The sequence below is a fragment of the Stenotrophomonas sp. YJH_SMC_14-1 genome (assembly GCF_059372275.1).
On the sequence record NZ_JCAFVK010000001.1, the window covers coordinates 721783 to 748013 of the forward strand.

27 protein-coding genes are annotated in these 26231 nt (G+C 66.8%); 19 read left to right on the forward strand and 8 right to left on the reverse strand.

The features are described from left to right. Positions 1–142: 142 nt before the first annotated feature. The 3 genes from AC5P9P_RS03565 to AC5P9P_RS03575 all read left to right on the forward strand — a co-directional run bounded on the left by AC5P9P_RS03565 (position 143) and on the right by AC5P9P_RS03575 (position 3668). A complete protein-coding gene (locus tag AC5P9P_RS03565; RefSeq protein ID WP_005408982.1) occupies positions 143–1429 on the forward strand; it encodes a nucleotide sugar dehydrogenase in 1287 nt (428 codons plus the stop codon). 55 nt (positions 1430–1484) lie between these two features. Next, complete coding sequence (locus tag AC5P9P_RS03570; RefSeq protein ID WP_005408983.1) at positions 1485–3107, forward strand: FMN-binding glutamate synthase family protein; 1623 nt, start codon at positions 1485–1487, stop codon at positions 3105–3107. A gap of 99 nt (positions 3108–3206) precedes the next feature. Next, positions 3207–3668 (forward strand): GNAT family N-acetyltransferase, encoded by a 462-nt coding sequence (locus tag AC5P9P_RS03575; RefSeq protein ID WP_024956617.1) that lies wholly within the window; start codon positions 3207–3209, stop codon positions 3666–3668. A 53-nt stretch (positions 3669–3721) separates the two neighbouring features. On the opposite strand, the gene AC5P9P_RS03580 is transcribed toward AC5P9P_RS03575, so the two are convergent. Then, entirely contained in the window at positions 3722–4969 is a 1248-nt protein-coding gene (locus AC5P9P_RS03580) for a TIGR03862 family flavoprotein (RefSeq protein ID WP_111108377.1), read from the reverse strand. Further along, positions 4956–5390 (reverse strand): FKBP-type peptidyl-prolyl cis-trans isomerase, encoded by a 435-nt coding sequence (locus AC5P9P_RS03585; protein WP_005408986.1) that lies wholly within the window; start codon positions 5388–5390, stop codon positions 4956–4958. The genes AC5P9P_RS03580 and AC5P9P_RS03585 overlap by 14 nt, the downstream gene beginning before the upstream one ends. A gap of 70 nt (positions 5391–5460) precedes the next feature. Here AC5P9P_RS03585 and AC5P9P_RS03590 point away from each other — a divergent pair, with 70 nt between their 5' ends. The 4 genes from AC5P9P_RS03590 (at position 5461) to AC5P9P_RS03605 (ending at position 8674) form a co-directional block, all read left to right on the forward strand. Beyond that, positions 5461–5826 (forward strand): DUF6164 family protein, encoded by a 366-nt coding sequence (locus AC5P9P_RS03590; protein ID WP_005408987.1) that lies wholly within the window; start codon positions 5461–5463, stop codon positions 5824–5826. A gap of 295 nt (positions 5827–6121) precedes the next feature. Beyond that, positions 6122–6889, forward strand: a complete 768-nt coding sequence (locus AC5P9P_RS03595) for a sulfurtransferase (protein WP_495232598.1) — start codon at positions 6122–6124, stop codon at positions 6887–6889. 223 nt (positions 6890–7112) lie between these two features. Next, a complete protein-coding gene (locus tag AC5P9P_RS03600) occupies positions 7113–8108 on the forward strand; it encodes an LLM class flavin-dependent oxidoreductase (protein WP_495232599.1) in 996 nt (331 codons plus the stop codon). A gap of 68 nt (positions 8109–8176) precedes the next feature. After that, a complete protein-coding gene (locus AC5P9P_RS03605) occupies positions 8177–8674 on the forward strand; it encodes a pyridoxamine 5'-phosphate oxidase family protein (protein WP_033834120.1) in 498 nt (165 codons plus the stop codon). A gap of 92 nt (positions 8675–8766) precedes the next feature. On the opposite strand, the gene AC5P9P_RS03610 is transcribed toward AC5P9P_RS03605, so the two are convergent. Continuing rightward, positions 8767–9426 (reverse strand): exopolysaccharide biosynthesis protein, encoded by a 660-nt coding sequence (locus AC5P9P_RS03610; protein WP_033834121.1) that lies wholly within the window; start codon positions 9424–9426, stop codon positions 8767–8769. Next, positions 9410–10714: a hemolysin family protein gene (locus tag AC5P9P_RS03615; protein WP_033834122.1), complete on the reverse strand. Its 1305-nt coding sequence runs from the start codon at positions 10712–10714 to the stop codon at positions 9410–9412. Before AC5P9P_RS03615 ends, AC5P9P_RS03610 begins: the two co-directional genes overlap by 17 nt. A 292-nt stretch (positions 10715–11006) precedes the next feature. Here AC5P9P_RS03615 and AC5P9P_RS03620 point away from each other — a divergent pair, with 292 nt between their 5' ends. After that, complete coding sequence (locus AC5P9P_RS03620; protein WP_004152833.1) at positions 11007–11633, forward strand: DUF47 domain-containing protein; 627 nt, start codon at positions 11007–11009, stop codon at positions 11631–11633. Positions 11634–11646: 13 nt separating this feature from the next. After that, positions 11647–12768: an inorganic phosphate transporter gene (locus tag AC5P9P_RS03625; protein WP_019658889.1), complete on the forward strand. Its 1122-nt coding sequence runs from the start codon at positions 11647–11649 to the stop codon at positions 12766–12768. Positions 12769–13133: 365 nt separating this feature from the next. On the opposite strand, the gene AC5P9P_RS03630 is transcribed toward AC5P9P_RS03625, so the two are convergent. From AC5P9P_RS03630 to parE, 3 genes are all read right to left on the reverse strand, one after another. After that, positions 13134–14630 carry a S10 family peptidase gene (locus AC5P9P_RS03630; protein ID WP_049432409.1) on the reverse strand — a complete coding sequence of 499 codons (1497 nt, stop codon included), beginning with the start codon at positions 14628–14630 and terminating at the stop codon, positions 13134–13136. A 110-nt stretch (positions 14631–14740) separates the two neighbouring features. Next, positions 14741–15319: a GNAT family N-acetyltransferase gene (locus tag AC5P9P_RS03635; protein WP_033834182.1), complete on the reverse strand. Its 579-nt coding sequence runs from the start codon at positions 15317–15319 to the stop codon at positions 14741–14743. A 166-nt stretch (positions 15320–15485) separates the two neighbouring features. Further along, a complete protein-coding gene (gene parE, locus AC5P9P_RS03640) occupies positions 15486–17375 on the reverse strand; it encodes a DNA topoisomerase IV subunit B (RefSeq protein WP_005408996.1) in 1890 nt (629 codons plus the stop codon). A 172-nt stretch (positions 17376–17547) separates the two neighbouring features. Between parE and AC5P9P_RS03645 the strand changes: the two genes are divergently transcribed. From AC5P9P_RS03645 to truD, 10 genes are all read left to right on the forward strand, one after another. Next, entirely contained in the window at positions 17548–17781 is a 234-nt protein-coding gene (locus tag AC5P9P_RS03645; protein WP_005408997.1) for a hypothetical protein, read from the forward strand. Between the two features lie 400 nt (positions 17782–18181). Then, on the forward strand, positions 18182–19846 hold the full coding sequence (pyrG, locus tag AC5P9P_RS03650) for a CTP synthase (protein ID WP_005408998.1): 1665 nt from the start codon (positions 18182–18184) through the stop codon (positions 19844–19846). 89 nt (positions 19847–19935) lie between these two features. Beyond that, positions 19936–20766 carry a 3-deoxy-8-phosphooctulonate synthase gene (kdsA, locus tag AC5P9P_RS03655; protein ID WP_049404300.1) on the forward strand — a complete coding sequence of 277 codons (831 nt, stop codon included), beginning with the start codon at positions 19936–19938 and terminating at the stop codon, positions 20764–20766. Then, positions 20763–21110, forward strand: a complete 348-nt coding sequence (locus tag AC5P9P_RS03660; protein ID WP_111109110.1) for a hypothetical protein — start codon at positions 20763–20765, stop codon at positions 21108–21110. Before kdsA ends, AC5P9P_RS03660 begins: the two co-directional genes overlap by 4 nt. Beyond that, positions 21110–21439, forward strand: coding sequence for a hypothetical protein (locus tag AC5P9P_RS03665; protein ID WP_111109111.1), 330 nt, complete (start codon positions 21110–21112; stop codon positions 21437–21439). The genes AC5P9P_RS03660 and AC5P9P_RS03665 overlap by 1 nt, the downstream gene beginning before the upstream one ends. Positions 21440–21535: 96 nt before the next feature. After that, a complete protein-coding gene (eno, locus tag AC5P9P_RS03670; protein WP_049430304.1) occupies positions 21536–22828 on the forward strand; it encodes a phosphopyruvate hydratase in 1293 nt (430 codons plus the stop codon). Positions 22829–22832: 4 nt separating this feature from the next. Continuing rightward, positions 22833–23186, forward strand: a complete 354-nt coding sequence (gene ftsB, locus AC5P9P_RS03675) for a cell division protein FtsB (protein ID WP_005412924.1) — start codon at positions 22833–22835, stop codon at positions 23184–23186. Further along, positions 23183–23881, forward strand: a complete 699-nt coding sequence (gene ispD, locus AC5P9P_RS03680) for a 2-C-methyl-D-erythritol 4-phosphate cytidylyltransferase (RefSeq protein ID WP_005409004.1) — start codon at positions 23183–23185, stop codon at positions 23879–23881. The genes ftsB and ispD overlap by 4 nt, the downstream gene beginning before the upstream one ends. Before the next feature lie 34 nt (positions 23882–23915). After that, positions 23916–24413, forward strand: coding sequence for a 2-C-methyl-D-erythritol 2,4-cyclodiphosphate synthase (gene ispF / locus AC5P9P_RS03685; RefSeq protein WP_024956349.1), 498 nt, complete (start codon positions 23916–23918; stop codon positions 24411–24413). After that, positions 24410–25441, forward strand: a complete 1032-nt coding sequence (gene truD, locus AC5P9P_RS03690; protein ID WP_088470134.1) for a tRNA pseudouridine(13) synthase TruD — start codon at positions 24410–24412, stop codon at positions 25439–25441. The genes ispF and truD overlap by 4 nt, the downstream gene beginning before the upstream one ends. A gap of 123 nt (positions 25442–25564) precedes the next feature. Here truD and AC5P9P_RS03695 read toward each other — a convergent pair whose 3' ends face one another. Next, positions 25565–26104, reverse strand: coding sequence for a Smr/MutS family protein (locus tag AC5P9P_RS03695; RefSeq protein ID WP_005409007.1), 540 nt, complete (start codon positions 26102–26104; stop codon positions 25565–25567). Between the last annotated feature and the right edge of the window lie 127 nt (positions 26105–26231).

Consider the following 26231-nt stretch of genomic DNA (forward strand, 5'->3'; position numbering starts at 1 on the left):
GCCCGCCTTGGCGGCGGGGTACCGGGGCCGGTAGGCTGTAGCCTTTCTGGTGCGGGTTTTCCGGAGTGGTACAGCGAATGAGTGGGTTGGCCCAAGCCATGGCGGCACGCATCCGGTTTCGCCCGGTGCACGGGACATGCCGATGAGCGTGCCCGTTGCGGCGGCGGTGACGCCGCGTTTCGCCGTGATCGGCCTGGGTTACGTCGGCCTGCCATTGGCGGTGGCGTTTGGCCGGCACTGGCCGACACTGGGCTTTGACATCGATGCCGGCCGCATCGCAGAGCTGCGCGGTGGCCGCGATCACACGCTGGAGATGGAGGCCGACGAGCTGGCCGAAGCCACGCATCTGCAGTACGGCAGCGATCCTTCGCTGCTCGATGCCTGCAACGTCTATATCGTCACCGTGCCGACCCCGATCGATGCATACGAGCAGCCCGACCTGGAGCCCCTGCGTTCGGCGACACGGCTGATTGCCAGTCATCTTCGCGCCGGCGATCTGGTGATCTACGAGTCCACGGTGTACCCCGGCACCACCGAGGAAGTGTGCGTGCCGCTGCTGGAACAGGGTTCGGGCCTGGGCTTCAACGAAGACTTCTATTGCGGCTACAGCCCGGAGCGGGTCAGTCCCGGTGACCGCCAGCGGCGCCTGGCCGACATCCGCAAGATCACGTCTGGTTCGACCCCGGAAGTCGCTGCGGTGATTGATGGTCTCTACCAGCGCATCATCGATGCCGGTACGTTCCCGGCGCCGTCGATGCGCGTGGCCGAAGCAGCCAAGGTGGTCGAGAACATCCAGCGCGACGTCAACATCGCGCTGGTCAACGAGCTGGCGCTGATCTTCGACCGGCTCGGCATCGATACCCAGGACGTACTGGACGCCGCTGGCAGCAAGTGGAATTTCCTGCCGTTCCGACCAGGCCTGGTTGGCGGTCACTGCATCGGCGTCGATCCGTACTATCTGCTGCACAAGTCCGAAAGCGTGGGCTACCACCCGGACCTGATCCACACCGCGCGGCAGGTCAACAACCGCGTCGGCGAGCACGTGGCGGCGCGCGTGCTGGCGATGCTGGCCGAGCGTGGCCGTGCACCGGCGGAGGCACGCATCCTGGTGCTGGGCGTGACCTTCAAGGAGGATTGCCCGGACCTGCGCAACAGCCGCGCGCTGGAACTGGCCCAGCGCCTGCGCGATGCGGGGGCGCAGGTGGAGGTGAGCGACCCGTGGGTCGGCCCGGCGGCATTGACCGGCGAGGGCCTGGATTGGCTGGCCGAACCCGGGGCGGGGCGCTATGACGCGGTGGTACTGGCGGTGGCCCACGCCCGTTTCAAGGCAATGGATGAAGACGCAATCCGGGCGCTGCTGGCGCCAGGCGGCCTGGTCTACGACGTCAAATCGGCCTGGCCGCGCAACGTGGTTGACGATCGTTTGTAAGCCTTGGCAGCGAGCGGCGCGGTAGACTCGGGAACAGTTGCAACCGAGGAAAGCCATGCACCGGTACATCGTCTACCTGCTCGCCATCCTGATGTTCCCGATATGCCTGTGGCTGGCCACGATCTGGCCGGCCTGGTACTGGGGCGTCGGCCTGACTGCCGCGATGGTGGCATTGGGGACCTGGGACCTGCTGCAGAAGCGCAGCACGCTGCGCCGCAACTATCCGGTGATGGCGCACTTCCGCTACGGGCTGGAATCGATCGGCCCGGAGATCCGCCAGTACTTCGTGCAGAGTGACCTGGAGGACGTGCCGTTCTCGCGCCAGCAACGTGCACTGATCTACCAGCGCGCCAAGAACGAGATGGACACGGTACCGTTCGGCACCCTGCGCAGCACCTATGCGGTGGACTACGAATGGATCAACCATTCACTGGCGCCGACTGCCATCGCCAAGCATGACTTCCGCGTGCTGGTCGGTCCGAACTGTGCCAAGCCCTATTCGGCCAGCGTGTTCAACATCTCGGCGATGAGCTTCGGTTCACTGTCGGCCAATGCCATCCGCGCACTGAACGAAGGCGCACGGCGTGGTGGTTTCTACCACGACACTGGCGAAGGTTCGATCTCGCCCTATCACCGTGAGATGGGCGGCGATCTGGTCTGGGAAATCGGCTCGGGCTACTTCGGTTGCCGCGACGAGAAGGGTGGTTTCAGCGAGGAACGCTTCGTTGCCAATGCCACCCATGACCAGGTCAGGATGATCGAGATCAAGCTGTCGCAGGGTGCCAAGCCGGGTCATGGCGGCGTGCTGCCAGCGCCGAAGGTGACTGCCGAGATCTCGGTGACCCGTGGCGTGCCGATGGGCGTGGACTGCGTGTCGCCGTCGCGTCACTCGGCGTTCTCGACACCGGTCGAGCTGCTGCAGTTCGTCGCCCGCCTGCGCGAGCTGTCCGGTGGCAAGCCGGTCGGTTTCAAGCTGGCGATCGGCCACCCGTGGGAGTGGTTCGGCATTGCCAAGGCGATGCAGGAAACCGGGTTGCTGCCGGATTTCATCGTGGTGGACGGTGCCGAAGGGGGCACCGGCGCGGCGCCGGCCGAGTTCGTCGATCATGTCGGCGTGCCGATGCACGAAGCGCTGCTGCTGGTGCACAACACCCTGGTCGGCCTCGATCTGCGCGAGCGCATCCGCATCGGTGCAGCCGGCAAGATCACCAGTGCGTTCGACATCGCGCGCACCATCGCGCTGGGTGCCGACTGGTGCAATGCCGGCCGCGGCTTCATGTTCGCGCTGGGCTGCATCCAGTCGTTGAGCTGCCATACCGACAAGTGCCCCACCGGCATCGCGACCCAGGACCCGGCGCGCTGGAAGCATCTGGATGCACCGGACAAGGCCACCCGTGTGTACAGCTACCACGAGCACACGCTGCATGCCTTGAAGGAACTGCTGTGTGCCGCGGGCCTGAACGACCCGGCGGAACTGGGTCCGGAGCATATCCTGCGTCGGGTTTCGCCTGTTGAGATCCGTTCGCTGGCCTCGCTGTACCGCTACCTGGAACCGGGCGAGCTGCTGCACAAGGTGCCGGACCACGCCGTGTTCCATGCGTTCTGGGCCGATGCGCGCAGCGATTCCTTCCAGCCGCCGCCGAAGATCCAGGCGCTGCGGGCCAGCAAGTCGCGATAACGTGTTGCTGTAGAACCGAGCCCATGCTCGGCTGCTTCTCTCATCGCGATGTTGGAACGAAGAACCGTCGAGCATGGCTCGACGCTGCAAGGAGATGCCATGCGGTTCCGGATCGGCACCACGGATGACGTGGCCACGCTGTGGGCGTTGCGCACGCGTTGCGTGCGCGAGACCTGCAGCAGCCATTATCCGCCCGAAGTGATTGCGCCCTGGTCGGCCTCGCCGCCGCCGTCGCAGTACGCGCGGTTGCTGGGGCAGGGCGGCTGCGTGGTGGCCGAGGATGGGCAGGGCGGCCTTCTTGGCTTCGGTGTGTTCGATGCCGATGCCAATGAAGTCGACGCGTTGTTCGTTGATCCTGATCGTGGCGGCCAGGGAATCGGCCAGGCGCTGATGCAGCGCCTGCTGGCAATGGCCGATCGTGAGCGTGAGGTGGTGCTGTCGGCCTCGCTCAACGCGGTGCCGTTCTACCAACGGCAGGGATTCATCAGCGTGCGCGAAGAGGTCTATCCGCATCCCAGCGGCGTGGCGCTGGCTTCGGTGAGCATGCGCAGGCCATGGTGAGCGCCCGGGGACTGTAAGGCAGTCGAGGATGGCTCGACTCTACAATGCAGGCGTCACCGCCCGGCCAGCCACCTGATTACGCCCTCGGCGGCACGCAGGCCACTGGCGTAGCACGCGGTCAACAGGTAGCCACCTGTCGGCGCCTCCCAGTCCAGCATCTCGCCGGCGCAGAACACGCCGGGCACGGCCCGCAGCATCAGGCCATCATCCAGCGCATCCAGGCGCACGCCGCCGGCGGTGCTGATCACCTCGGCCATCGGCCGGGGACGCAGCAGGCGCAGCGGCAGGCGCTTGAGCGTAGCCGCCACGGCAGGCAGGTCGTTGCCGGCTTCCTTACCCAGAATCTCGAACACCAGTGCGGCCTTCACCGCATCAAGGCCCGCCTGGCGACGCAGGTGCTCGCCGAAGCTGCGGCCCTTGCGCGGGCGTGACAGATCGGCCAGCAGGCGCGCCTCGTCGCGGCCCGGCACCAGATCCAGCCACAGCATCGCGTGGCCATCGCGGTTGATGGTCTCGCGCAGGTCCGCCGCCAACGCATAGATCAGGCTGCCTTCGATGCCGTACTCGCTGGCCACGCATTCGCCCTGCAGCGACTGTGGCTGTCCGGCCAGGTCGATCCAGTGCGCGACCACCGGCTTCAGCGGTGCACCGGCATTGCGCTGGGCGAAGAACGGGGTCCAGTCCACGTCGAAGCCGCAGTTGGCTGACTGCAGTGGCGCGATGTCCACGCCACGGGCCTGCAGTGGTGCAACCCAGGCGCCGTCGCTGCCCAGCTGCGGCCAGCTGCCGCCGCCCATCGCCAACACGGTGGCATCGGCGTGGACATCGATCTCGCCGGCTTCGGTGGCGAAGCGCAGCGCGCCGTCGTTGCTCCAGCCGATCCAACGGTGGTTGGCATGCAGGCGCACGCCCTGTTCCTTCAGCCGGCGCACCCAGCCACGCAGCAGCGGCGCGGCCTTGCGGTCGACCGGGAACACGCGGCCGGAGCTGCCCACATAGGTCTCCACGCCAAAACCGCCGGCCCAGTCGCGCAATGCCTGCGCATCGAAGCCATCCAGCCAGCGGCCCACGGTCGTGGACTGCTCGCGGTAGCGGCTGTCGAACAGCGGACGCGGATCGGAATGGGTAAGGTTGAGCCCGCCCTTGCCGGCGATCAGGAACTTGCGGCCGGGCGAACCTTTGGCCTCGTACAGGTCCACCTCCAGACCGGCGGCGCGCAGGCGCTCGGCGGCGAACAGGCCGGCCGGGCCGCCGCCGATGACGGCGACCCGCGGAAGCGGTGCGGCATTACGGTTTGACATCGAGCAGCTCGACATCGAACACCAGCGACGAGCCGGCCGGAATCGGGCCAACCCGGCGGTCGCCGTAGCCGTAATCCGGCGGGATCATCAGGGTGCGCTTGCCGCCGACCTTCATGCCGGCCACGCCCTCATCCCAGCCGCGGATGACCTGGCCGGCGCCGAGTGCGAAGGTGAACGGTTCGCCGTGCTTGAAGGAGCTGTCGAAGGTCTTGCCGTGCTTGGTTTCGGTGCGGTTGTCGTAGATCCAGCCGGTGTAGTGCACGGTGACCTTGCTGCCGGCAACGGCTTCGGTGCCGGTGCCGGGCACGGTATCGATGCGCTCGAAGGTGGTCAGGGTGCCGCCGGGCGGTGGGCCGGACGGTTCGGTTGTGCAGCCAGCGGCGGCGAGGGACAGCAGCAGGGGAAGCAGCAGGCGGCGCATCGGGCGTCTCCGGAAGGGCGCAGGGCGAGGGCGGCAAGGGTAGCGCATCGGCGCCGGGTATCATGGGGGCATGGCAAAACTCCTGCTCAATCTGCGCAATGTCGGCGACGACGAATATGCCGATGTCTGCACGCTGCTCGACCAGCACGGCATCGCCTGGTATCGCACCGAACCCAGCCCCTGGGGCATCTCCAATGGTGGCCTGTGGCTGCGCGAGGACGCTGATCATCCACGAGCGAAGGCGCTGATGGCGGAATACCAGGCCGAACGCGGGCCGCGCATCCGTGCCGAGCGTGAGCAGGCATTGCGTGATGGCACGGCGGAGACCTTCGGCAGCCTGTTCCGGCGGCGGCCGGTCTACGTGGTGCTGGTGCTGCTGGGGATGGCCGGTGCGGCGGCGCTGGTGCTGCTGCCGTTCGTGCTGTTGCGGGGGTAATGGGGCTTCTGGCCGGGTTGCACCCGGCACCCGCAGACGCAACGGCAACAGCAACGTCAAAAGCCGGGCTTCAGTGGGAGGGCGGGGCGGTGTGGACAGGCGGGGGACGGCAAAAGCTGCTCCTGCGTGCCTCGTAGAGCGCCATCCATGGCGCTCTGCGCCCCCGCCTGCCCACACCGCCCCACCCATGACAGATTCCGGTTGTTTGCCGGGCTTGGGGTCGGGTCCCTCTGCTGCGCAGAGGGCTCTGACCCCTGAATCTGCCCGGAGGGGCGGGAGGCGCTAAAATGCCAGGATGATCGCCAATACCGCTGCCTATCATTTCGCCGTCATCGACGCTCCCCAGGCCCTGTGCGACCAGTTGCTGGCGCGTGCCGAGGCGGCGCAGTTGCGGGGCACGATCCTGGTGGCGGGCGAGGGGCTGAACCTGTTCCTGGCGGGTGCGCCGGAGGCGGTCGAGGGTTTCTACGCGGCGCTGCGTTCTGACGTGCGGTTTGCCGATATGCGGGTCAAGACCAGCTTCAGTGAACATCAGCCGTTCGCGCGGCTGAAGGCCAAGGTGAAGGACGAGATCATCAGCTTCCGCCGTGACGACGGTCAGCCGCTGGACTATCCGCGCGCGCCGGCGGTCGATCCGGCCACGCTGCAGCGCTGGTTGCGGCAGGGGCATGACGACGCCGGCAAGCCGGTGGTGATGCTCGACACGCGCAACCTGCAGGAAGTGGAGTACGGCACCTTCAAGGATGCGCTGGTGCTGCCCATCTACAAGTTCACCGACCTGCCCGAGGCGCTGGCGCCGCACCGCGAGGCGCTGAAAGACAGCACCGTGGTCAGTTTCTGCACCGGCGGCATCCGCTGCGAGAAGGCCGCGCTGTGGATGGTCAACGATGGCATGGATAACGTGCTGCAGCTGGACGGCGGCATCCTCGGTTACTTCGAGGAGGTGGGCGGCGAAGGCTACGAGGGGCGTTGCTTCGTGTTCGATGAGCGCGTGGCACTGGATGCCGAGCTGAAGCCGATGGTCGACCAGCCGCTGCCGGAGCCGCGCCCCAGCGCGTTCTGACGCTTCCGCGGTAGAGCCGGCCGCTGGCCGGCTGCGAAGCCATCTACCTGTATGCCGGCCAGCGGCCGGCACTACCAATCGCGCTTGGCGCGGATCAGGGCACCCCGGATCGGCACGGTCAGCCCTGAACCCGCCACACGGGAATCAGCATCCCGCCACCGTCACTGGCCGCGGCGCCTGGCCGACCCCATGCATGGGGGATCCTGTGACGGAAAAACGCCTGATGATCCCGTTGTCGATCCTTGACCTGGCCCCGGTCTGCGAGGGCAGTGACACCACCGCCGCTTTCGCCAACATGCTGGAACTGGCCCAGCACGCCGATGCGCTGGGCTACCGCCGCTACTGGCTGGCCGAACACCACAACATGCCGGGCATCGCCAGTGCGGCCACCGCCGTGCTGATCGGCCACGTCGCCGGTGGCACAAAGCGCATCCGCGTCGGTGCCGGCGGCATCATGCTGCCCAACCATGCCCCGCTGCAGGTGGCCGAGCAGTTCGGCACGCTGGCTTCGCTGTATCCGGACCGCATCGACCTCGGCCTGGGCCGTGCACCCGGTACCGACCAGCCGACCGCGCGTGCGCTGCGCCGCTACTTCGACAGCGCCGACCAGTTCCCGCAGGACGTGCGCGAGCTGCTGCATTACTTCGAGCCGGTACAACCCGGGCAGGCGGTGCAGGCGGTTCCGGGTGGCGGCCTGCGGGTGCCGACCTGGATCCTCGGTTCGAGCCTGTTCGGTGCGCGCATGGCCGCCTCGATGGGCCTGCCGTATGCGTTCGCCTCGCACTTCGCACCCGACGCGATGGATGAAGCCGTTGCTGTGTACCGCCGCGAGTTCCGCCCCTCGGCCACGCTGAAGCAGCCGCACGCGATGCTGGCCCTGAACGTCGTTGCCAGCGACAGCGAAACCGAATCGCGGCGCCTGTTCACCAGCCAGCAGCAGAGTTTCGTGAACCTGCGTCGCGGCCGACCGGGCAAGATTCCGGCACCGATCGACGACATCGAGTCCTTCTGGGAGCCGCACGAAAAACTGGGCGTGGAGCGGGCGCTGGCCTGCGCCGTGCTGGGCGATCCGCGGCAGGTGGCGGAGGGCATCGCCGCGTTCGTCGAACGGCACAAGCCCGACGAGCTGATGCTCACCGCCAACCTGTACGACCACCGCGCGCGCCTGCGCTCGTTCGAACTGACCATGCAGGCCTGGCACGCCCGCCACGCGGGCTGAACAATTGCGTCACGGCCCATTGCGGCCGAACCGCGTCTGATGGGGGCTCATATCGAAGGAGCCCCCACATGGCCGACACCCGTGCCGAACACATCGCCCAGCTGGCCGAACTGATCAAGGACGTGGAGGTGGCGATGTTCACCACCACCGGCGTCGACGGCCGCCTCTACAGCCGGCCGTTGGCCACCCAGCAGGTCGCCTTCGACGGTGACCTGTGGTTCGTGATCACCGGCGACAGCCCCAAGGTGGCCGAGATCGCGCTCGACCCGCGGGTCAACGTGGCGTACGCCTCGCCCTCGAAGAACACCTATGTGTCGGTGGCGGGGCGGGCACGCGTGGTCGACGATCGCGCGAAGATCGAGGCGCTGTGGTCACCGGCGATGAAGCTGTTCTTCCCCGGTGGCAAGGATGACCCCAACCTTCGCCTGATCCATGTGCGCGCCGACAGTGCCGAGTACTGGGACGGTCCGGGCACGCTGCTGGGCAAGGCGTTGACGTTCGTGCTGTCGGCGGTGCAGGACGAACCGGCGGCGCTGGCCGACAACGGTTTCATTGATCTTCGGTGATGACCGACGTCCGGTATTGGTAGTGCCGGCCGCTGGCCGGCAAACCTGGAAACGTGGCAGCCGGCCAGCGGCCGGCTCTACCGGATTCCGGATCAGAACCAGCGCTGGAACAGCTCCACCGTATAACCCACCAGCTGCCCCGAACTGAAACCGAAGAACGCGATCGCTGCCACGGCGGCGATCCAGTTGAACAGCATCAGCGCGCCATCGCGTTCCAGCAGCGCCAGCGAGAACAGCAGCAGCTGGAAGCCGAACAGGAAATTGGTGAAGGGAATAGGCAACGACAGCAGCAGGCCCAGCAACACCAGCAGCAGGCCACTGAAGGCGTGGGCAGGCAGCGGTGTCAGCAGTTGCGGCAGGCGGGGTTTCAGCATCTTGTCCAGGCGCCGCAGCGGTCGATCGATGCGGTCCAGGAAACGATGCATGGTGCCGCGCTTTGGCCCGCGGCGGGCGATGAAGCCGGGCAGCCAGGGCCGGCGCAGGCAGAACAGCATCTGCAGGCCGATCAGGACCACCAGTGGGCCGCTGACCGCGCCGCCCATGCCCGGGATCGGGATGAACGACGGCAGGATCGCCACGAACAGGAACACGCCGAACGCGCTCTGCTGCAGGTTGCCGAGGATCTGGCCCAGCGGCATGTGCTCGGCGGGATCGCCAGAGGCAAACATCTCCAGCAGGGTACGGATGCCCTCGTTGCGGTAGGCCGGGCGCTCGTCGCCCGGACCCTTGCCGGACTCAGGCGGTGAGCTCATCGGCCTGCTCATCGGACAACGTGCGCAGCAGCAGCTTGTCCACGCGCGCACCATCCAGGTCAACCACTTCGAAGCGCCAGCCCGCCCAGTCGAAGTACTCGCCTGCGTGCGGAATGCGGCCGAAGTAATGGATGCACATGCCGGCCAGCGTGTAGTAGTCGCCGTCCTCGGCGTCGGGCAGGTCGTTGCTGCCGATCAGTTCGCGCACGTCTTCGATCGGCAGCGAGCCGTCCACCAGCAGCGAGCCGTCTTCGCGGGTCACCACCAGCGCGTCCTCGTCGGCGTTCTCCACCGCCTGCAGGCGGCCGACCACCGCGCCCATCAGGTCGCTGATGGTCACCAGGCCCTGGATCTCGCCGTACTCGTCCACCACCAGTGCCATCGACTGCTGTTCCTCGCGGAAGATTTCCAGCAGCTTCATCGCGTGGGTCGATTCGGAGACGTACAGGGGTTCGCGCAGGGTCTGGAACAGCGCGTTGTCACCGCGCGCCATGCGCGTGGCCAGCGATTTCAGTTCGAGCACGCCGACCACGTCCATGTCGTTGTCGCGGTACACCGGGTACCGGGAGAACTCGTGTTCGGCCATGATTTCCAGGTTGCGCTCCAGCCCGGCCTGGGTATCCAGCCACGCGATGCGGTTGCGTGGGGTCATCAGGCTGTCGGCGGTGCGGTCGCCCAGGCGCATGACGCGGTTCATCATGTCGCGCTCGTGGGTATCGATCACGCCGGCCTCGTGGCTTTCGGCGACCAGCATGCGGATCTCTTCTTCGGTCACCGAGGCGACTTCATCCTTGCCCAGGCCGAACAGGCGCAGCACCAGCTGGGTGGTCCTGGACAGCAGCCAGACGAAGGGCAGGGCGAGCTTGGCCAGCCAGCTCATCGGCATCGCGACCAGGCCGGCAATGGCCTCCGAACGGGTCAGCGCCAGGCGCTTGGGCACCAGTTCGCCGAAGATCAGCGTAATGAAGGTGATCAGACTGACCGCCAGCGCGGTACCGATGTTGCCGGCATAGGCGAAGCCCGGCATCAGGCCCTGGATCCAGCCGGCGAAGGCTTCGCCCAGCGCTTCACCGCCGAGGTAGCCGGTCAGCACGCCGATCACGGTGATGCCGATCTGCACGGTGGACAGGAAGCTCTCCGGCTTCTCGGACAGCTCCAGCGCCTTGGCCGCGCGCTTGGAGGTGGCGGCCATCTGCTTCAGGCGGCTCTTGCGCGAGGTCATGACCGACATCTCGGACATGGCGAAGAAGCCGTTCAGCAGAACAAGCGCGAAGACAATCAGGATCATTTCAAACACGGGCGTCGTCCCCGGTTGGTGGCAGGGAGGGCGGGTGCTTGCGATGGCGGCAGGCGCTCAGGAACGGGGTCCGGCGCGGCGCTGGGGGATAAGGGTCGTCGTCCATAGGATGCGCCCGAAGGCGCGCTGGCATCTTAGCAAAGGGGCATGGCAGGGTGGCAACCGCCTGTTCAGGTTCAGGGTTCCGAGCCCCGGAAAGGGGGCGGGGATACCCGTGATGGTCATCTAGCCGTCATAATTCCGTCTGGTGCCGTCCTTCCCGCGACGGCTGACAGGTTTCTCAATGTTCTCTCTGCAGACCATTTTCGGTTCCGGCAAACAGTTCTACACCCTGCTCGATGAGGCCGCCGTCGCGGCCTCCGACGCCGCCAAGGCGCTGCATTCCATGCTGCGCGAGGCCGACCGCCAGCCCGCGCTGGACGCCTTCAAGCTGGCCCGCCTGCGCGAGCGCGCGGCCTCCGACAAGATCAGCCAGGCGCTGGTGGACAGCTTCATGACCCCGATCGAGCGCGAAGACATCGAAGCGTTGGGCTCGGCCCTGTACAAGATCCCCAAGCAGATCGAGAAGTTCGCCGATCGCTATTCGCTGGCCACGACCCACCTGGAGCACATCGACTTCGCGCCGCGCGCGGCGATGCTGGAACAGGCCGCCGGCGTGGTGGTGGAGATGGTGGCCGACCTGCGCCACATGAACCTGGACCGGATGACCGCGCTGAACGAGAAGCTGCGCTCGCTGGAAAACGAGGCCGACCGCCTGATGCTCGAGCTGTACCGCGACATCTATTCCGGCCGCCTGGACAACCTGCAGATGTTCCTGCTGAAGGAATTCTTCGAGATCCTGGAAAAGGCCATCGACCGTTGCCGCGAGGCCGGCGTGGTTGCGTACCAGATCGTGTTGAAGAACAGCTGACGGACGCCGCCGCATGTTGACCCTTGTCCTGGTGGTGATCCTGGCCGCACTCGTCTTCGAGTTCATCAACGGCTTCCACGACACCGCCAATTCCATTGCCACCGTGGTCGCGACCAAGGTGCTCTCGCCTGGCTGGGCGGTGATGCTGGCCGCCTTCATGAATCTCATCGGTGCGCTGACCGGCACCGCGGTGGCGCTGACCATCGCTTCGGGCCTGCTCAACACCAACGTGGTCGAGGTCACCCCGCAGGTGATCCTGTGCGCGCTGCTGGGCGGCATCATCTGGAACCTGATCACCTGGTGGAAGGGCCTGCCGTCCTCGTCCTCGCATGCGCTGATCGGTGGCCTCTGCGGCGCCGGCCTGGCGGCCGCCCACAACAACTGGGACGCGCTGATCTGGTCCGAGCGCCTGGGCAGCTGGGCGCAGAACAAGGGCCTGCTGTGGAAGGTGTTCGTGCCGATGATCACCTCGCCGATCGCCGGCTTCCTGCTCGGCATCGTGGTGATGGTGCTGCTGTGGGCGCTGATCGCCGGCCTGGCCAAGGTCGGTGGCGCCATCGGCCGCCTGGCCCGCCCGCGCATCGTCAATGCCTTCTTCGGCAAGGCGCAGATCGCCTCGGCGGCCTACATGGGCTTCGCCCACGGCCACAACGACGCGCAGAAGACCATGGGCATCATCGCGATGACCCTGATTGGTGCCGAAGCCACCGGCGCACTGAACGATCTGCCGTCCTGGCTGGCCTTCATGCACCCGGACGCGCACGCCGGTGACGGCATCGCCATGTGGATCGTGCTGACCTGCGCGGTGGTGATGGCGGCCGGTACCGCTTCGGGTGGCTGGAAAATCATCAAGACCCTGGGCCACAAGATGGTCAAGCTGCACCCGATCCACGGCTTCGCCGCGGAGACCAGCTCGGCCACCATCCTGACCCTGGCGGCCCACTTCGGCATGCCGGTCTCGACCACGCACAGCATCTCCACCGCGATCATGGGTGTCGGCTTCGCCAAGAACCCGCGTTCGCTGAAGTTCGGCGTGATCGAGCGCATCGTCTGGGCCTGGATCCTGACCATCCCGGCGGCCGGCGGCTGTGCGTACCTGATCCTGAAGCTGTTCGAGCTGTTCGGCTGGACCTGATCGCCACGCCAGGGTTGCAAACGAAAAAGCCCGCCGGTATCCGGCGGGCTTTTTCATGGGCAGAGAATTCTTCCGCACACATCGTGTCGACCAAGGTCGACACCTACCAGAGCAGAAACAGGGATCCGGTCCCGTGCCGACCAACGGTCGGCACCCACCAACAGCAGCGGGAACCTGTCAGCGGCGGGGTGGGGTGGATATGCAGGACCGTTGGCGCCATGGATGGCGCCATCGAGCCCCCATGGACGGGTTTACGGCGTGTCCTGCATATCCACCCCACCTCGCCAGCCCACGGAAATCCGGCTTTCGACGTTGCCGTTGCCGTTGATCCGGCGGGTGCCGGGCCGCAGGCCCGGCCGAACCCCTCAATTACGCTGGAACAGCGCCTGCACATCCTTCCGGAACGCCGCCTGGCTGTCCGCCCGGCTGTAGAACATGTGCCCGCCCGGATAGCTCCGCACCTGCACCCGGTCCGGGTTGCTGCCCATCGCCGGCATCTGGTCCACCGTCAGGATCGAGCCCATGAACGGGCACGACAGGTCGTTCCAGCCATGCGCGATCAGCACCTGCAGATGCGGATCGATCGCCACCGCCTGGCGCAGCTGGGTCACCGCACCCTGGCGCAGCTCGCCGTTGCGGTCCCACAACCGATTCACGTCGTAGTTCAGCGCCTGGTAGCGTGCATCCACCTTCCAGCCGACCACGCGCGTCACGAAGTCGACCATCGCCGTGGTGGTCGGCGCAATGATGCTGTCCAGCAGCGGATCATTGGCGCGCTGCTCCGGGTCATTCGGGAATGGATCGAACGCGGTCACATTGGAGTCGTAGCGGCTGCCCAGCGTGCCCTTGTCGCGGAACACTTCGCGCAGGTAGGCCTGGGTTTCCAGGCGGCCACCGGCACGGCGCACGAACTGCGGGTCAAGCCCGGTCAGCTCGGTCACCCGGCGCAGCATCGCCTCGGTCGCCTGCGGATCGCTGCGGCCCTTCATCAACGCGGTGGCGTAATCGCCACGGGTGTACTCCACCACCTCGCGCATTGCTGCGTCGGTGAGCCTGCCCTGGCGCTCCAGGTGCGCCGCGGCGATCGACGGCAGCGTCTGCATCCATGCCATCGGCGAGACGTCGGCGTTGTCTTCTAGCGTCGGGCTCAGGTACGGCGAGACCAGCACCAGGCCGTTCATCGCCACGCCCAGCCGGGTCTGCAGGAAATGGGTGATGCGCGGGCCGCGATAGCCGCCGTAGCTCTCGCCGGTCAGGTACTTGCGTGACGCCATGCGCTGGTTGCGCAGCAGCCAGTCGTAGATCGAGCGCGACAGGTACTCGATGTCGGCGCCGGGGTTGTACAGCTGCTTCTTCGCCTCGTCATCGCCGATGCGCGCGCGGCTGAAACCGGTGCCGACCGGGTCGATGAATACCAGGTCGGTGAAATCCAGCCAGGTGCCCGGGTTGTCATGCAGGGTGGCGGGCGCCGAGGCGCTGTCGCCTTCCGAACCGAAGGTGACCACCTTGGGCCCGATCGCGCCCATGTTGAGGTACACCGACGAGGCACCGGGCCCGCCATTGAGCGCGAACGTCACCGGCCGGTCCTTGCCCGGCATCGTGTACGCAGTGAACACCACATCGGCGATGACCTTGCCCTTCTCATCGCGCACCGGCAGGGTGCCGACGGTGGCGGTGTAGTCCAGGGTGCGGCCGGCCAGGCGCATGCTCTGGCGCGCCGACGCATCGGCAGGCAGCGCAGGCGCGTCGGTCCTGTCGTCTTTCGAATCGGGCTTGGTGTCAGCGGCGGGCGCGGCCAGCACGCTGGTGGGGGCGATGAGCAGGCCGACGCAGAGCGCGGCAGTGTGCAGCAGGGACTTCATGGCACCGGATCGGCAGCGGAAGGGGGTTCCGATGCTAGGCCGGTGGAGTGCCATGCCGTATGTGTCCAAAGGCATGGCCACGTTCTGCAGCGGCTTGCGGCCAGATTGGATCAAACGGGCAGGGCGGCTGCCGCTTCGTCGTTGGCCAGCAGGCCATAGACGGCCGAGTCCGAAAGCTCGCCCTGGATGCGCCAGCGCTGGCGCAGCACCCCCTCGCGGTGGAAGCCGAGGCGGTCAAGCACATGTGCCGAGGGTACGTTGCGTGGATCGATCTCGGCTTCGATGCGGTGCAGGTGCAGGGTGTGGAACAGATAGCCCAGCATCTGCTGCAGAGCCTCATGCATGTAGCCCTGGCCCTGGCGGTCGGGCGCCAGCAGATAGCCGATCTCGGCCCGCATGGCCGCACGATCAATGGCGAATGCGACGCAGACGCCCAGCAGTGGGCCGTTGGGTGATTCGCGCAGGGCCAGCTTCAACTGGGTGCCGATCGCGTGCGCGGCAAGGTCGTCGTCGATCTGTTCGCGGGCTTCGGCCGGTCGCGTCCAGGCCGGGTGGTTCCACCAGCGCATCACGTCCGGATTGGATTGCAGCGCGAACAGCGCGGGCGCGTCGTCACGGCGGATCGGGCTCAGCACCAACCGCGCGCTGTGCAGCGGCAGGGCGGGGAACAGCAACGAGTGGCTGGCCAATACGATGGTCCACACGGGTGGACGCGCATTATGGCTCCGCCGGGTTTGCCGATGGCGGCGTAATGCCAAGGGCGCATGAGCCGGTAGTGCCGGCCGCTGGCCGGCACTACCGGGCAGCCGGGTCAGAGCCCTTTGCCAGGCAAAGGGATCCGACCCCGTGCCGGGATCAGACCTCCAGCGAGGCCAGATCGCCCTTGGACTCCAGCCAGCCCTTGCGGTCGGAGGCGCGCTTCTTGGCCAGCAGCATGTCCATCAGCGAGCTCGTCTGCTCGCGATCGTCCACGGTCAGCTGCACCAGGCGGCGCGTATCCGGGTGGATGGTCGATTCGCGCAGCTGCGGCGGATTCATCTCGCCCAGGCCCTTGAAGCGGGTGACGTTGATCGCGCCCTTGATCTTCTCGCGTTCGATCTTGTCCAGCATCGAGCGCTTTTCTTCCTCGTCCAGGGCGTAGAACACCTGCTTGCCCACGTCGATGCGGAACAGCGGCGGCATCGCCACGAACACGTGGCCGGCATCGACCAGCGCCGGGAAGTGCTTCAGGAACAGCGCGGTCAGCAGGGTTGCGATGTGCAGGCCGTCGGAGTCCGCATCGGCCAGGATGATGACCTTGCCGTAACGCAGGCCGCTGATGTCGTCCTTGCCGGGGTCGCAGCCGATGGCGATGGCCAGGTTGTGTACTTCCTCCGAGGCCAGCACGCTGTTGGACGAGACTTCCCAGGTGTTCAGGATCTTGCCGCGCAACGGCATGATGGCCTGGAAGTCCTTGTCGCGGGCCTGCTTGGCACTGCCCCCTGCCGAGTCGCCTTCCACCAGGAACAGCTCGGTACGCGACAGGTCCTGGCTGATGCAGTCGGCCAGCTTGCCGGGCAGGGCCGGGCCCTGGGTGACCTTCTTGCGGACGACCAGCTTCTCGGTCTTCAGGCGTGCGCTGGCGCGCTCGATGGCGATCTGCGCGATTTTCTCGCCCAGCTCGACGTTCTGGTTCAACAGCAGGCTGAAGGCATCGTGGGCGGCGCCTTCAACGAAGCCGGCGGCCTGGCGCGAGGACAGGCGTTCCTTGGTCTGGCCACTGAACTGCGGGTCGGTCATCTTCAGCGACAGCACGAACGACACGCGGTCCCACACGTCTTCCGGGGCCAGCTTGACGCCGCGCGGCAGCAGGTTGCGGAAGTCGCAGAACTCGCGCAGCGCCTCGGTCAGGCCGGTACGCAGGCCGTTGACGTGGGTGCCGTGCTGGGCGGTGGGAATCAGGTTGACGTAGCTTTCCTGCACCAGCTCGCCTTCCGGCAGCCAGGCCACGGCCCAGTCCACCACCTCGGTGTCCTTCTTCAGGTTGCCGACGAACAGGTCGGCCGGCAGCGATTCGCGTTCGCCCAGTTCCAGCTTCAGGTAATCGCGCAGGCCGTCTTCGTAGTACCAGGTGTCGACTTCACCGGTGGCCTCATCGGTCAGCTTGACCGTCAGGCCCGGGCACAGCACGGCCTTGGCGCGCAGCAGGTGCTTCAGCGCGCGCACCGCGAACTTGGGCGTGTCGAAGTATTTCGGGTCAGGCCAGAAGCGCACGCGGGTGCCGGTGTTCTTCTTGCCGACGCTGCCGACCACTTCCAGCGGCGTGGCGCGGTCGCCGTTGCGGAAGGTGATGCGGTGCTCGGCACCTTCGCGCTTGATGTGCACTTCCACCAGGGTCGACAGCGCATTGACCACGCTGACGCCGACGCCGTGCAGACCGCCAGAGAAGGTGTAGTTGTTGTTGCTGAACTTGCCGCCCGCATGCAGGCGGGTGAGGATCAGCTCGACACCCGGGATCTTCTCTTCCGGGTGGATGTCCACCGGCATGCCGCGGCCGTCATCGCTGACCTCCACGCTGCCGTCCTTGTACAGGGTGATCTCGATCGAGCGGGCGTGGCCGGCGAGGGCCTCGTCCACCGAGTTGTCGATCACTTCCTGCGCCAGGTGGTTCGGGCGCGCGGTGTCGGTATACATGCCGGGACGGCGCTTGACCGGGTCAAGGCCGGACAGGACTTCAATATCGGCGGCGTTATAGCGGGCGTTCATCTGTCTTCGAAAGCTTGGAGCGACGGGCAAGTGTGGGGTCTGGCACGGGATTTTGCACGCCTGCGGTTCAGTCTCGGCGACGCAGAGGGGGTAAAATGGCAGCCGCTGGAATCTGAATGCCGGCGACCCCCGTTGGGTCGAAACATCCAAGCCATACCGCGAGGAGGACCTCATGAAGAAGTTGCTGACCATTGCGATCCTGGCCGCTGCCGCCGTTGCAGTGCCGCTGGTGGTGGCGCAGAACGCCGGCCAGCCGGCCCCGCAGCAGGGTGGCCAGGCCGACAAGGCGCAGGCCGAAGCCGATGCCAAGGCCAAGCGCCGCGCCCAGGCCAATGCCGAAATGAAGGCGCAGGGCCAGCCGGCCCCGCAGCAGGAAGAGGAAGAAGAGGCGCGGAAGAAGAAGTAGTTCTTCCGCCCTCCGAAGCCCTTGCCGCAAGGGATTCGCCCCCCGACGCCCCGCCCAGCGGGGCGTTTCTTTTGGGCGATGGCCGCAACTGCCCCTTGGGTTGGCGGCCATCAATCTGTAAACTATGGCTTTCCGGGAGTAAGTGCGTGTCCACCCTTTGCGAATGGGCTGGCACGGCCATGCGTGGTCGCCAGCAATGCGGGTCGCAGGTGACGGTCGATTTGACCGGCACGGCCGCCCCGACCTCGCAGGGTGGTCCCCGTCCGGCGCCTGCCGCCGCACGGCCCAGCACCTCCCTCGCTGCCCCAGCGAACCGGAAAACCCCCTTCAAGCTCCATGCCCGCCCTCCGGGTGCGCGTGGTGCTGCCGTTTTCCATTTCCAGACAGGATGCTTGCAGCCATGACTCCCTTGATTTTCGTAACCGGCGGCGTGGTGTCCTCGCTCGGCAAAGGCATTGCCGCTGCGTCACTGGCCGCCATTCTCGAAGCCCGTGGCCTGAAGGTCACGATGATGAAGCTCGACCCGTACATCAACGTCGACCCGGGCACCATGAGCCCGTTCCAGCACGGTGAGGTCTACGTCACCGACGACGGCGCCGAGACCGACCTCGACCTGGGCCACTACGAGCGCTTCGTGCGCACCCGCCTGAGCCGCAAGAACTCGGTCACCACCGGCCGCATCTACGAGAACGTGATCCGCAAGGAGCGCCGTGGCGACTATCTGGGCGCGACGGTGCAGGTCATCCCGCACATCACCGACGAGATCCGCCGATGCATCGATGAAGCCACCGAAGGCTACGACGTGGCGCTGGTCGAGATCGGCGGTACTGTCGGCGACATCGAGTCGCTGCCGTTCCTGGAAGCGATCCGCCAGGTGCGCACCGAGCGTGGCCCGGAGAAGGCGCTGTTCATGCACCTTACCCTGGTGCCGTACATCGGCGCCGCCGGCGAGCTGAAGACCAAGCCGACCCAGCATTCGGTGAAGGAGCTGCGCTCGATCGGCATCCAGCCGGACGTGCTGCTGTGCCGCTCCGAGCAGGCGGTGCCGGATTCGGAGCGCCGCAAGATCGCCCAGTTCACCAATGTCTCCGAACGCGCGGTGATCAGCGTGCCGGACGTGGACGTGCTGTACCGCATTCCGTCGGGCCTGCACGCGCAGGGCCTGGACGAGATCGTGGTCAACCAGCTGAAGCTGGCCGACAAGGCCGGCCCGGTCGACCTGTCGATGTGGGAAGACGCGGTCGACGCGACCCTGCATCCGCTGGACGAAGTGACCATCGCCGTGGTTGGCAAGTACGTCGATCACCAGGATGCCTACAAGTCGGTCGGCGAAGCCCTCAAGCACGGTGGCCTGCGCCAGCGCACCAAGGTCAACCTGAAGTGGCTGGAAGCACAGGACCTGGAAGGCACCGACATGGCCGCACTGGCCGATGTCGACGGCATCCTGGTGCCGGGTGGTTTCGGTGACCGTGGTTTCGAAGGCAAGGTGCTGACCTCGAAGTTCGCCCGCGAGCAGCAGGTGCCGTACTTCGGCATCTGCTACGGCATGCAGGCGGCCGTGGTCGACTACGCGCGCAACGTGGTCGGCCTGGAAGGTGCCAACAGCACCGAGAACGACCGCCAGTCGCCGAACCCGGTGATCGGCCTGATCACCGAATGGCGCACCGCGACCGGTGACGTGGAAAAGCGCGACGACAAGAGCGACCTCGGCGGCACCATGCGCCTGGGCCTGCAGGAACAGCGCCTGAAGCCGGGCACGCTGGCCCGCGAGCTGTATGGCAAGGACGTCGTCGCCGAGCGTCACCGCCACCGTTACGAGTTCAACAACCGTTACCGCACCCAGCTGGAAGATGCCGGCCTGGTGATCGCCGGCAAGTCGATGGACGACACCCTGGTGGAAGTGGTCGAACTGCCGCGCGACGCGCACCCGTGGTTCCTGGCCTGCCAGGCGCACCCGGAATTCCTGTCCACGCCGCGTGACGGCCATCCGCTGTTCATCGGTTTCATCCGCGCCGCACGCGAGCGCAAGGCCGGCGGCAAGCTGCTTTCCGAAGCGCGCGCCTGACTTGTGAATGGGGGCTTCGGCCCCCATCCTGCATGCTTCAACCCCCAGCGCACCGGCCCGGCCGGTGCTGCGGACAACAAGGAAACGCCATGAAACTGTGTGGATTCGAGGTCGGGCTGGACCAGCCCCTGTTCCTGATCGCCGGCCCCTGCGTGATCGAGTCGATGCAGCTGCAGCTCGATACCGCCGGCAAGTTGAAGGAAGTCACCGACAGGCTCGGCGTCAACTTCATCTTCAAGTCCAGCTTCGACAAGGCCAACCGTACTTCGGGCACCGCGTTCCGTGGCCCGGGCATGGAAGAGGGCCTGAAGGTCCTGGCCGAGGTCAGGAAGCAGATCGGCGTGCCGGTGCTGACCGACGTCCACGAATACACCCCGATGGACGAAGTGGCCTCGGTGGTGGACGTGCTGCAGACCCCGGCGTTCCTGGTCCGCCAGACCGACTTCATCCGCAAGGTGTGCTCGGCCGGCAAGCCGGTCAACATCAAGAAGGGCCAGTTCCTGGCGCCGTGGGACATGAAGCCGGTCGTGGAGAAGGCCAAGGCCACCGGCAACGAGCAGATCATGGTCTGCGAACGTGGTGCCAGCTTCGGCTACAACAACCTGGTCAGCGACATGCGCTCGCTGGCGGTGATGCGCGACACCGGTTGCCCGGTGGTGTTCGACGCCACCCATTCGGTGCAGCTGCCGGGCGGGCAGGGCACCAGTTCCGGTGGCCAGCGTGAGCACGTGCCGGTACTGGCCCGTGCCGCCGTGGCGGTGGGCATCTCCGGCCTGTTCGCCGAGACCCATCCGGATCCGTCCAAGGCGCTGTCCGATGGCCCCAATGCGTGGCCGCTGGACCAGATGGAAGCATTGCTTGAGACCTTGATGGAACTCGATGCAGTGACCAAGAAGCACGGCTTCTCGCGCTTTGCGTGAGTCGTGACCCGTGGCTGGCGCTGGAAACCCAGCGCCGCCGCCGGCACTGGAAACAGTGGCCGTGGGGCCTGATCGCACTGGGCCTGGCCGTGCTGTTCACTGCGGGCATGTTCGGGCTGGTGCTGATCGGTGCCGCGTCCGTGCGGCCGCCGGGTGATGGCAGCAGCGCACTCGATCTGCGCGCGTACTACATCGCGCTTATGGTGGCAGAGCTGCTCGGTGCAGTGGGATGCGTCGCTGCTGCTGTGCAGGCCTGGAGGCTGAATCGCGGCAAGGTGGCCGCCGGCCTGGCGATCATCCTGCTCTCTCTGTGGCTCGGCGCCCTGTTCTACGGAGTGCTTTGATGAATGCGACCACATCGGCGCGAGGCTGGCCCTGGGGCCTGATCGCCTTGGGGCTGTCCGTGTTGACCTGGATCGCCCTGGTGGTGGGCGTACTGGCCTTCACCGCCGGTTTCCGGCCGCCGGGGGACGGAAACAACGGCGTGCAGGCCACGCAGTGGTGGCTGCTGGGCGCATTGGTCACGATGGTGCTGTGCTTCCTGGGCAGTCCGGTGGCGATGGTGCTGGCCTGGCGACGGCGGCGTGGCCCCATCCTGGCGGCGCTTGCTGGTGCATTGCTGGTGATGCTGGTGTCGATGGTCCTGGTCGTGATCGGGTCCAGCTGGGGCTGAAGCCGCCCACGCCATTTGGCAAGTGGCGGGCAGCCGGGGATAATCACGCGGCATTCGTTTTGTCGCCCCCTCTCCAGACAGGTAACCGGTCCGACCATGAGCACGATCCGCAGCATCCACGCCCGTGAAATCCTCGACAGTCGTGGCAACCCCACGCTGGAAGCCGAAGTCATCCTGGAGGACGGTTCGTTCGGTCGCGCCGCGGTTCCCTCCGGTGCCTCGACCGGCACCAAGGAAGCGGTCGAGCTGCGTGACGGCGACAAGACCCGTTACCTGGGCAAGGGCGTGCGCAAGGCCGTCGACAACGTCAACACCACGATTGCCGCCGCGCTGAAGGGTTTTGAAGCCACCGACCAGGCCGGCCTCGACCGTCGCCTGATCGACCTCGACGGCACCGAGAACAAGGGCCGCCTGGGCGCCAACGCACTGTTGGGTGTTTCGATGGCCGCTGCGCACGCCGCCGCCGCATCGAACAAGCAGGCGCTGTGGCAGTACCTGGCCGCCAGGACCGGCGTGACCCCGTCGCTGCCGGTGCCGATGATGAACATCATCAACGGCGGCGCGCACGCCGACAACAACGTCGACTTCCAGGAATTCATGGTGCTGCCGGTCGGCTTCACCTCGTTCTCCGAAGCGCTGCGTGCCGGTACCGAAATCTTCCATTCGCTGAAGTCGGTGCTGAAGGGCCACGGCCTGAGCACGGCGGTCGGCGACGAAGGCGGCTTTGCTCCGGACTTCCGCAGCAACGTCGAAGCGCTGGACACCATCCTTGAAGCGATCGGCAAGGCCGGCTACACCGCCGGTGAAGACGTGCTGCTGGGCCTGGACGTGGCGTCCAGCGAATTCTTCGAGAACGGCAAGTACAACCTGGTGGGCGAGAACAAGCGCCTGACCTCCGAGCAGTTCGTCGACTTCCTCGCCGACTGGGCCGCGCAGTACCCGATCATCACGATCGAAGACGGCCTGGCCGAGAACGACTGGGCCGGCTGGAAGCTGCTGACCGACCGCATCGGCAAGAGGGTGCAGCTGGTCGGTGACGACCTGTTCGTGACCAACCCGAAGATCTTCCAGGAAGGCATCGACTCGGGCACCGCCAACGCGATCCTGATCAAGGTCAACCAGATCGGCACCCTGAGCGAAACCCTGGAAGCGATCGCCATGGCCGACCGCGCCGGTTATGCCGCCGTGGTCTCGCACCGTTCGGGCGAAACCGAAGACACCACCATCGCCGATATCGCAGTGGCTACCACCGCCACCCAGATCAAGACCGGTTCGCTGTGCCGCAGCGATCGCGTGGCCAAGTACAACCAGCTGCTGCGCATCGAGGAAGCCCTCGGCGCCGGCGCGCGTTACGCCGGTCGTGACGCGTTCGTTTCGCTGAAGCGCTGAGCCGATGCGCGACTGGCGCTGGATGCTGCTGGTGCTGGCCCTGCTGCTGGGCTGGCTGCAGTACCGCTTCTGGTTCGGTCCGGGCAATTCGGGCGAAGTGATGATGCTCGAAGCCCAGGTCGCCAACCAGGAGCGGGACAATGAGGGTCTGCAGCAGCGCAACGACGCGCTCGCTGCCGAAGTGAAGGACCTCAAGGAAGGCCAGTCCGCCATCGAGGAGCGCGCACGCAGCGAGCTGGGCATGATCAAGCCCGGCGAGAAGTTCTATCGTGTGGTCGAGGATGCGCCGGTCCATCCGGCGCAGCCTGCGGCAGGTGTCAGTGCGCAGGTTGGCGACCACCCGGCGGACGTGCCATGAGTGCGGCCATCTGGGTCGTGGTTCCGGCTGCGGGTCGTGGCACCCGCTTCGGCGCGCCGTTGCCCAAGCAATACCTGCAGGCAGGGGGACAGATCCTGCTTGCCCATACCCTGGACGCCCTGCTGGCGCACCCGGCCGTGGCCGGGGCGATGGTGGTGATCGGCCAGGACGACGCCGACTGGCCCGGCTGGAACGAGTGGGCGGGCAAGCCGGTGCTGACCTGCATCGGTGGCGCGACCCGTGCCGCTTCGGTGCTGGCTGGCCTGCAGGCGCTGCCGGAGACGGTGCGCGCTGATGAGTTCGTACTGGTCCACGATGCCGCGCGACCGAACCTGTCGCCGGCCGATCTCGGTCGCCTGCTTGAAGTCGGTCGTACCGACCCGGTGGGGGCGATCCTGGCCGCACCGGTACGTGACACGCTCAAGCGTGCAGGCGACGACGGTGGCATCGATGGCACCGAGCCGCGTGAGCGCCTGTGGCGTGCACTGACCCCGCAGCTGTTCCGCCGCCACCAGCTCAGCCGCGCGCTGTCCGACGCCGCTGCCGCCGGTGTTGAAGTCACCGACGAGGCGATGGCCATGGAGCGCCAGGGCCAGCGCCCGCTGCTGGTGGAAGGCAGCGAGGACAACTTCAAGGTCACCACCCCGGCCGATCTGGACCGGTTCGAATTCGTACTTTCCCGCCGCGCCGGCTGACCGTCCGCGTGGTCCTGCTGCAAGGGTTGCATCCATGAGCACCGCACCGTTCCCGCCCGTCCGCATCGGCCAGGGCTACGACGTCCATGCCTTCGGCGAAGGCGATCACATCATGCTTGGCGGCGTGAACGTTCCACACAGCTGTGGCGTGCTTGCGCACAGCGATGGCGACGTGATCCTGCACGCCTTGTGCGATGCGATGCTCGGTGCGCTGGCGCTGGGCGACATCGGCCAGCATTTCCCACCCAGTGACAACCGCTGGAAGGGCGCCGACAGCAGCGACTTCGTGCGTCATTGCGACAGCCTGCTGCGCGAGCGCGGCTGGCGCGTCGGCAACACCGACATCACCGTGATCTGCGAGCGGCCGAAGGTTGGCCCGCATGCGCTGGCGATGCGTGAGCGCATCGGCGGCCTGCTGCAGTTGCCGCTGGATGCAGTCAGCGTCAAGGCCACCACCTCGGAAAAACTGGGCTTCACCGGCCGTGGTGAAGGCATTGCCGCACAGGCGGTCGTGTTGCTGGTGGCGGCATGATTCCGCTGCCGTTGGCATTTGGTGCGCCGTTGTTGACGGCGCGCATCCGCACCACGCCAGACGATTTCCAGGTTGACGAGCTGCCGGCCTTCGAGGCCACCGGCGAAGGCGAGCACCTGCTGCTGCACATCCGAAAGCGCGGTGCCAACACCGTGCATGTGGCCAAGGTGCTGGCCAAGTGGGCGGGCCTGCCGGAAATGGCGGTGAGTTACGCCGGCATGAAAGACCGCCACGCGGTCACCACCCAGCGTTTCAGCGTGCACCTGCCCAAGCGCATTGCGCCGGACCTGGCCGAGCTGGCCAGTGACGAGATCGAAGTGCTCGAAGCGACCTGGCATAACCGCAAGCTGCAGCGTGGCGCACTGGCCGGCAACCGCTTCAAGCTGGTCCTGCGCGAGGTGCAGGGCGATGCCGCAGCGATCAGCGAACGCCTGCAGCAGATTGCCGGGCGCGGCCTGCCGAACTGGTTTGGCGAGCAGCGCTTTGGCCGCGACGGCGGCAACGTGCCCGCGGCACTGGCGATGTTCGGTGGCCGCCGCATGCGCAAGGACCAGCGTTCACTGCTGCTGTCTGCCGCCCGATCGGCGCTGTTCAACCGCGTGCTGGCTGCGCGCGTGGAGCAGGGCAACTGGGATCAGCCACTGGACGGCGAGGTGTGGATGCTGGACGGCAGCCGCAGCGTGTTCGGCCCGGAGCCGTACACCGACGTGCTGGCCGAGCGCCTCGCGCGGTTCGACATCCATCCCAGCGCACCGCTGTGGGGTGAAGGCGAGCTGCGCAGCACCGAAGCGGCACGCGAGCTGGAGCTGGCCGCGCTCGACGACGAGGAAGCGAAGGCACTGCGGGCCGGCCTGGAAGACGCGCGCCTGAAGCAGGAGCGCCGCGCGCTGCGCCTGCGCCCCGCGTTGTTGCAGCACCAGTGGCTTGGCGATGACGTGCTGGAGCTATCGTTCGCGCTGCCGCCGGGCTGCTACGCCACCGCCGTGCTGCACGAGCTCGGCCCGGTCGAAGACGCCTCGCAGGCCTGAGCAGGGCGCGCGGCAGAGTCGACTGTCAGTCGACTTGCGCGCGCAGCGCGGGGTATTCGCTTGCCGCTGGAAGAGCAGTCGACTGACAGTCGACTCTACCTGGACTCATGGCGTCCCCCTTTTTCAGCGCCGCGCCAGCAGCACCAGCACCGCGCCGGTGCCGCCTTGCCCGGTCGGCGCCGAATGGAATGCCAGTACGTCGTTGCGCAGCCGCAGCAGGCGGTCGACCAGGTTCTTCAGTACCGGCGCGCCGCCGTCGGACTGCAGGCCCTTGCCGTGGATGATGCGCACGCAGCCATACTCGTGTGCATGCGCTTCCAGCAGGAACTGGCGCAGCAGGGTTTCCGCCTGCGCTGCGGTGGCGCCGTGCAGGTCGAGCTCATCCTGTACCGAATACTGGCCGCGCTTGAGACGCTGGAACAGGCGCGGTGGCAGGTTGTCGCGGCGATAGCTGGCCACGTCGCCGGCTTCCAGTGGCGTGCTGTCGCGCAGCAGCCGGGCGAACTCGCCGGCGGCTTCGGCCTCGTCACGTTCGGCCATGCGCGCGCGCGGCTTCGGCCGGGGCGCAGCCGGTGCCGGCTCGGCATCCTTGCGCAGCGGCGTCACTTCGCCGATGGCCGCGCGGAACAACGCGGCCGGATCTTCGTCTTCAGGGTGCGACATGCGCACAGGGTAAACCGCCGGCGCAGGTCTGCCTATGACGGTTCGATGTCGGCCGTGACCGCCGGCAGGGTAGGACCGGCGGCTCGCATGCGGCACAATAGACGATGCCCTTGCAGGGTCGACGGCT

Excerpts from the sequence above, each read along its gene's own strand:
- AC5P9P_RS03565 (WP_005408982.1), top strand. The coding sequence starts at position 143 with ATGAGCGTGCCCGTTGCGGCGGCGGTGACGCCGCGTTTCGCCGTGATC.
- AC5P9P_RS03570 (WP_005408983.1), top strand. The coding sequence starts at position 1,485 with ATGCACCGGTACATCGTCTACCTGCTCGCCATCCTGATGTTCCCGATA.
- AC5P9P_RS03575 (WP_024956617.1), top strand. The coding sequence starts at position 3,207 with ATGCGGTTCCGGATCGGCACCACGGATGACGTGGCCACGCTGTGGGCG.
- AC5P9P_RS03580 (WP_111108377.1), bottom strand. The coding sequence starts at position 4,969 with ATGTCAAACCGTAATGCCGCACCGCTTCCGCGGGTCGCCGTCATCGGC.
- AC5P9P_RS03585 (WP_005408986.1), bottom strand. The coding sequence starts at position 5,390 with ATGCGCCGCCTGCTGCTTCCCCTGCTGCTGTCCCTCGCCGCCGCTGGC.
- AC5P9P_RS03590 (WP_005408987.1), top strand. The coding sequence starts at position 5,461 with ATGGCAAAACTCCTGCTCAATCTGCGCAATGTCGGCGACGACGAATAT.
- AC5P9P_RS03595 (WP_495232598.1), top strand. The coding sequence starts at position 6,122 with ATGATCGCCAATACCGCTGCCTATCATTTCGCCGTCATCGACGCTCCC.
- AC5P9P_RS03600 (WP_495232599.1), top strand. The coding sequence starts at position 7,113 with ATGATCCCGTTGTCGATCCTTGACCTGGCCCCGGTCTGCGAGGGCAGT.
- AC5P9P_RS03605 (WP_033834120.1), top strand. The coding sequence starts at position 8,177 with ATGGCCGACACCCGTGCCGAACACATCGCCCAGCTGGCCGAACTGATC.
- AC5P9P_RS03610 (WP_033834121.1), bottom strand. The coding sequence starts at position 9,426 with ATGAGCTCACCGCCTGAGTCCGGCAAGGGTCCGGGCGACGAGCGCCCG.
- AC5P9P_RS03615 (WP_033834122.1), bottom strand. The coding sequence starts at position 10,714 with ATGATCCTGATTGTCTTCGCGCTTGTTCTGCTGAACGGCTTCTTCGCC.
- AC5P9P_RS03620 (WP_004152833.1), top strand. The coding sequence starts at position 11,007 with ATGTTCTCTCTGCAGACCATTTTCGGTTCCGGCAAACAGTTCTACACC.
- AC5P9P_RS03625 (WP_019658889.1), top strand. The coding sequence starts at position 11,647 with ATGTTGACCCTTGTCCTGGTGGTGATCCTGGCCGCACTCGTCTTCGAG.
- AC5P9P_RS03630 (WP_049432409.1), bottom strand. The coding sequence starts at position 14,630 with ATGAAGTCCCTGCTGCACACTGCCGCGCTCTGCGTCGGCCTGCTCATC.
- parE (WP_005408996.1), bottom strand. The coding sequence starts at position 17,375 with ATGAACGCCCGCTATAACGCCGCCGATATTGAAGTCCTGTCCGGCCTT.
- AC5P9P_RS03645 (WP_005408997.1), top strand. The coding sequence starts at position 17,548 with ATGAAGAAGTTGCTGACCATTGCGATCCTGGCCGCTGCCGCCGTTGCA.
- pyrG (WP_005408998.1), top strand. The coding sequence starts at position 18,182 with ATGACTCCCTTGATTTTCGTAACCGGCGGCGTGGTGTCCTCGCTCGGC.
- kdsA (WP_049404300.1), top strand. The coding sequence starts at position 19,936 with ATGAAACTGTGTGGATTCGAGGTCGGGCTGGACCAGCCCCTGTTCCTG.
- AC5P9P_RS03665 (WP_111109111.1), top strand. The coding sequence starts at position 21,110 with ATGAATGCGACCACATCGGCGCGAGGCTGGCCCTGGGGCCTGATCGCC.
- eno (WP_049430304.1), top strand. The coding sequence starts at position 21,536 with ATGAGCACGATCCGCAGCATCCACGCCCGTGAAATCCTCGACAGTCGT.
- ftsB (WP_005412924.1), top strand. The coding sequence starts at position 22,833 with ATGCGCGACTGGCGCTGGATGCTGCTGGTGCTGGCCCTGCTGCTGGGC.
- ispD (WP_005409004.1), top strand. The coding sequence starts at position 23,183 with ATGAGTGCGGCCATCTGGGTCGTGGTTCCGGCTGCGGGTCGTGGCACC.
- ispF (WP_024956349.1), top strand. The coding sequence starts at position 23,916 with ATGAGCACCGCACCGTTCCCGCCCGTCCGCATCGGCCAGGGCTACGAC.
- truD (WP_088470134.1), top strand. The coding sequence starts at position 24,410 with ATGATTCCGCTGCCGTTGGCATTTGGTGCGCCGTTGTTGACGGCGCGC.
- AC5P9P_RS03695 (WP_005409007.1), bottom strand. The coding sequence starts at position 26,104 with ATGTCGCACCCTGAAGACGAAGATCCGGCCGCGTTGTTCCGCGCGGCC.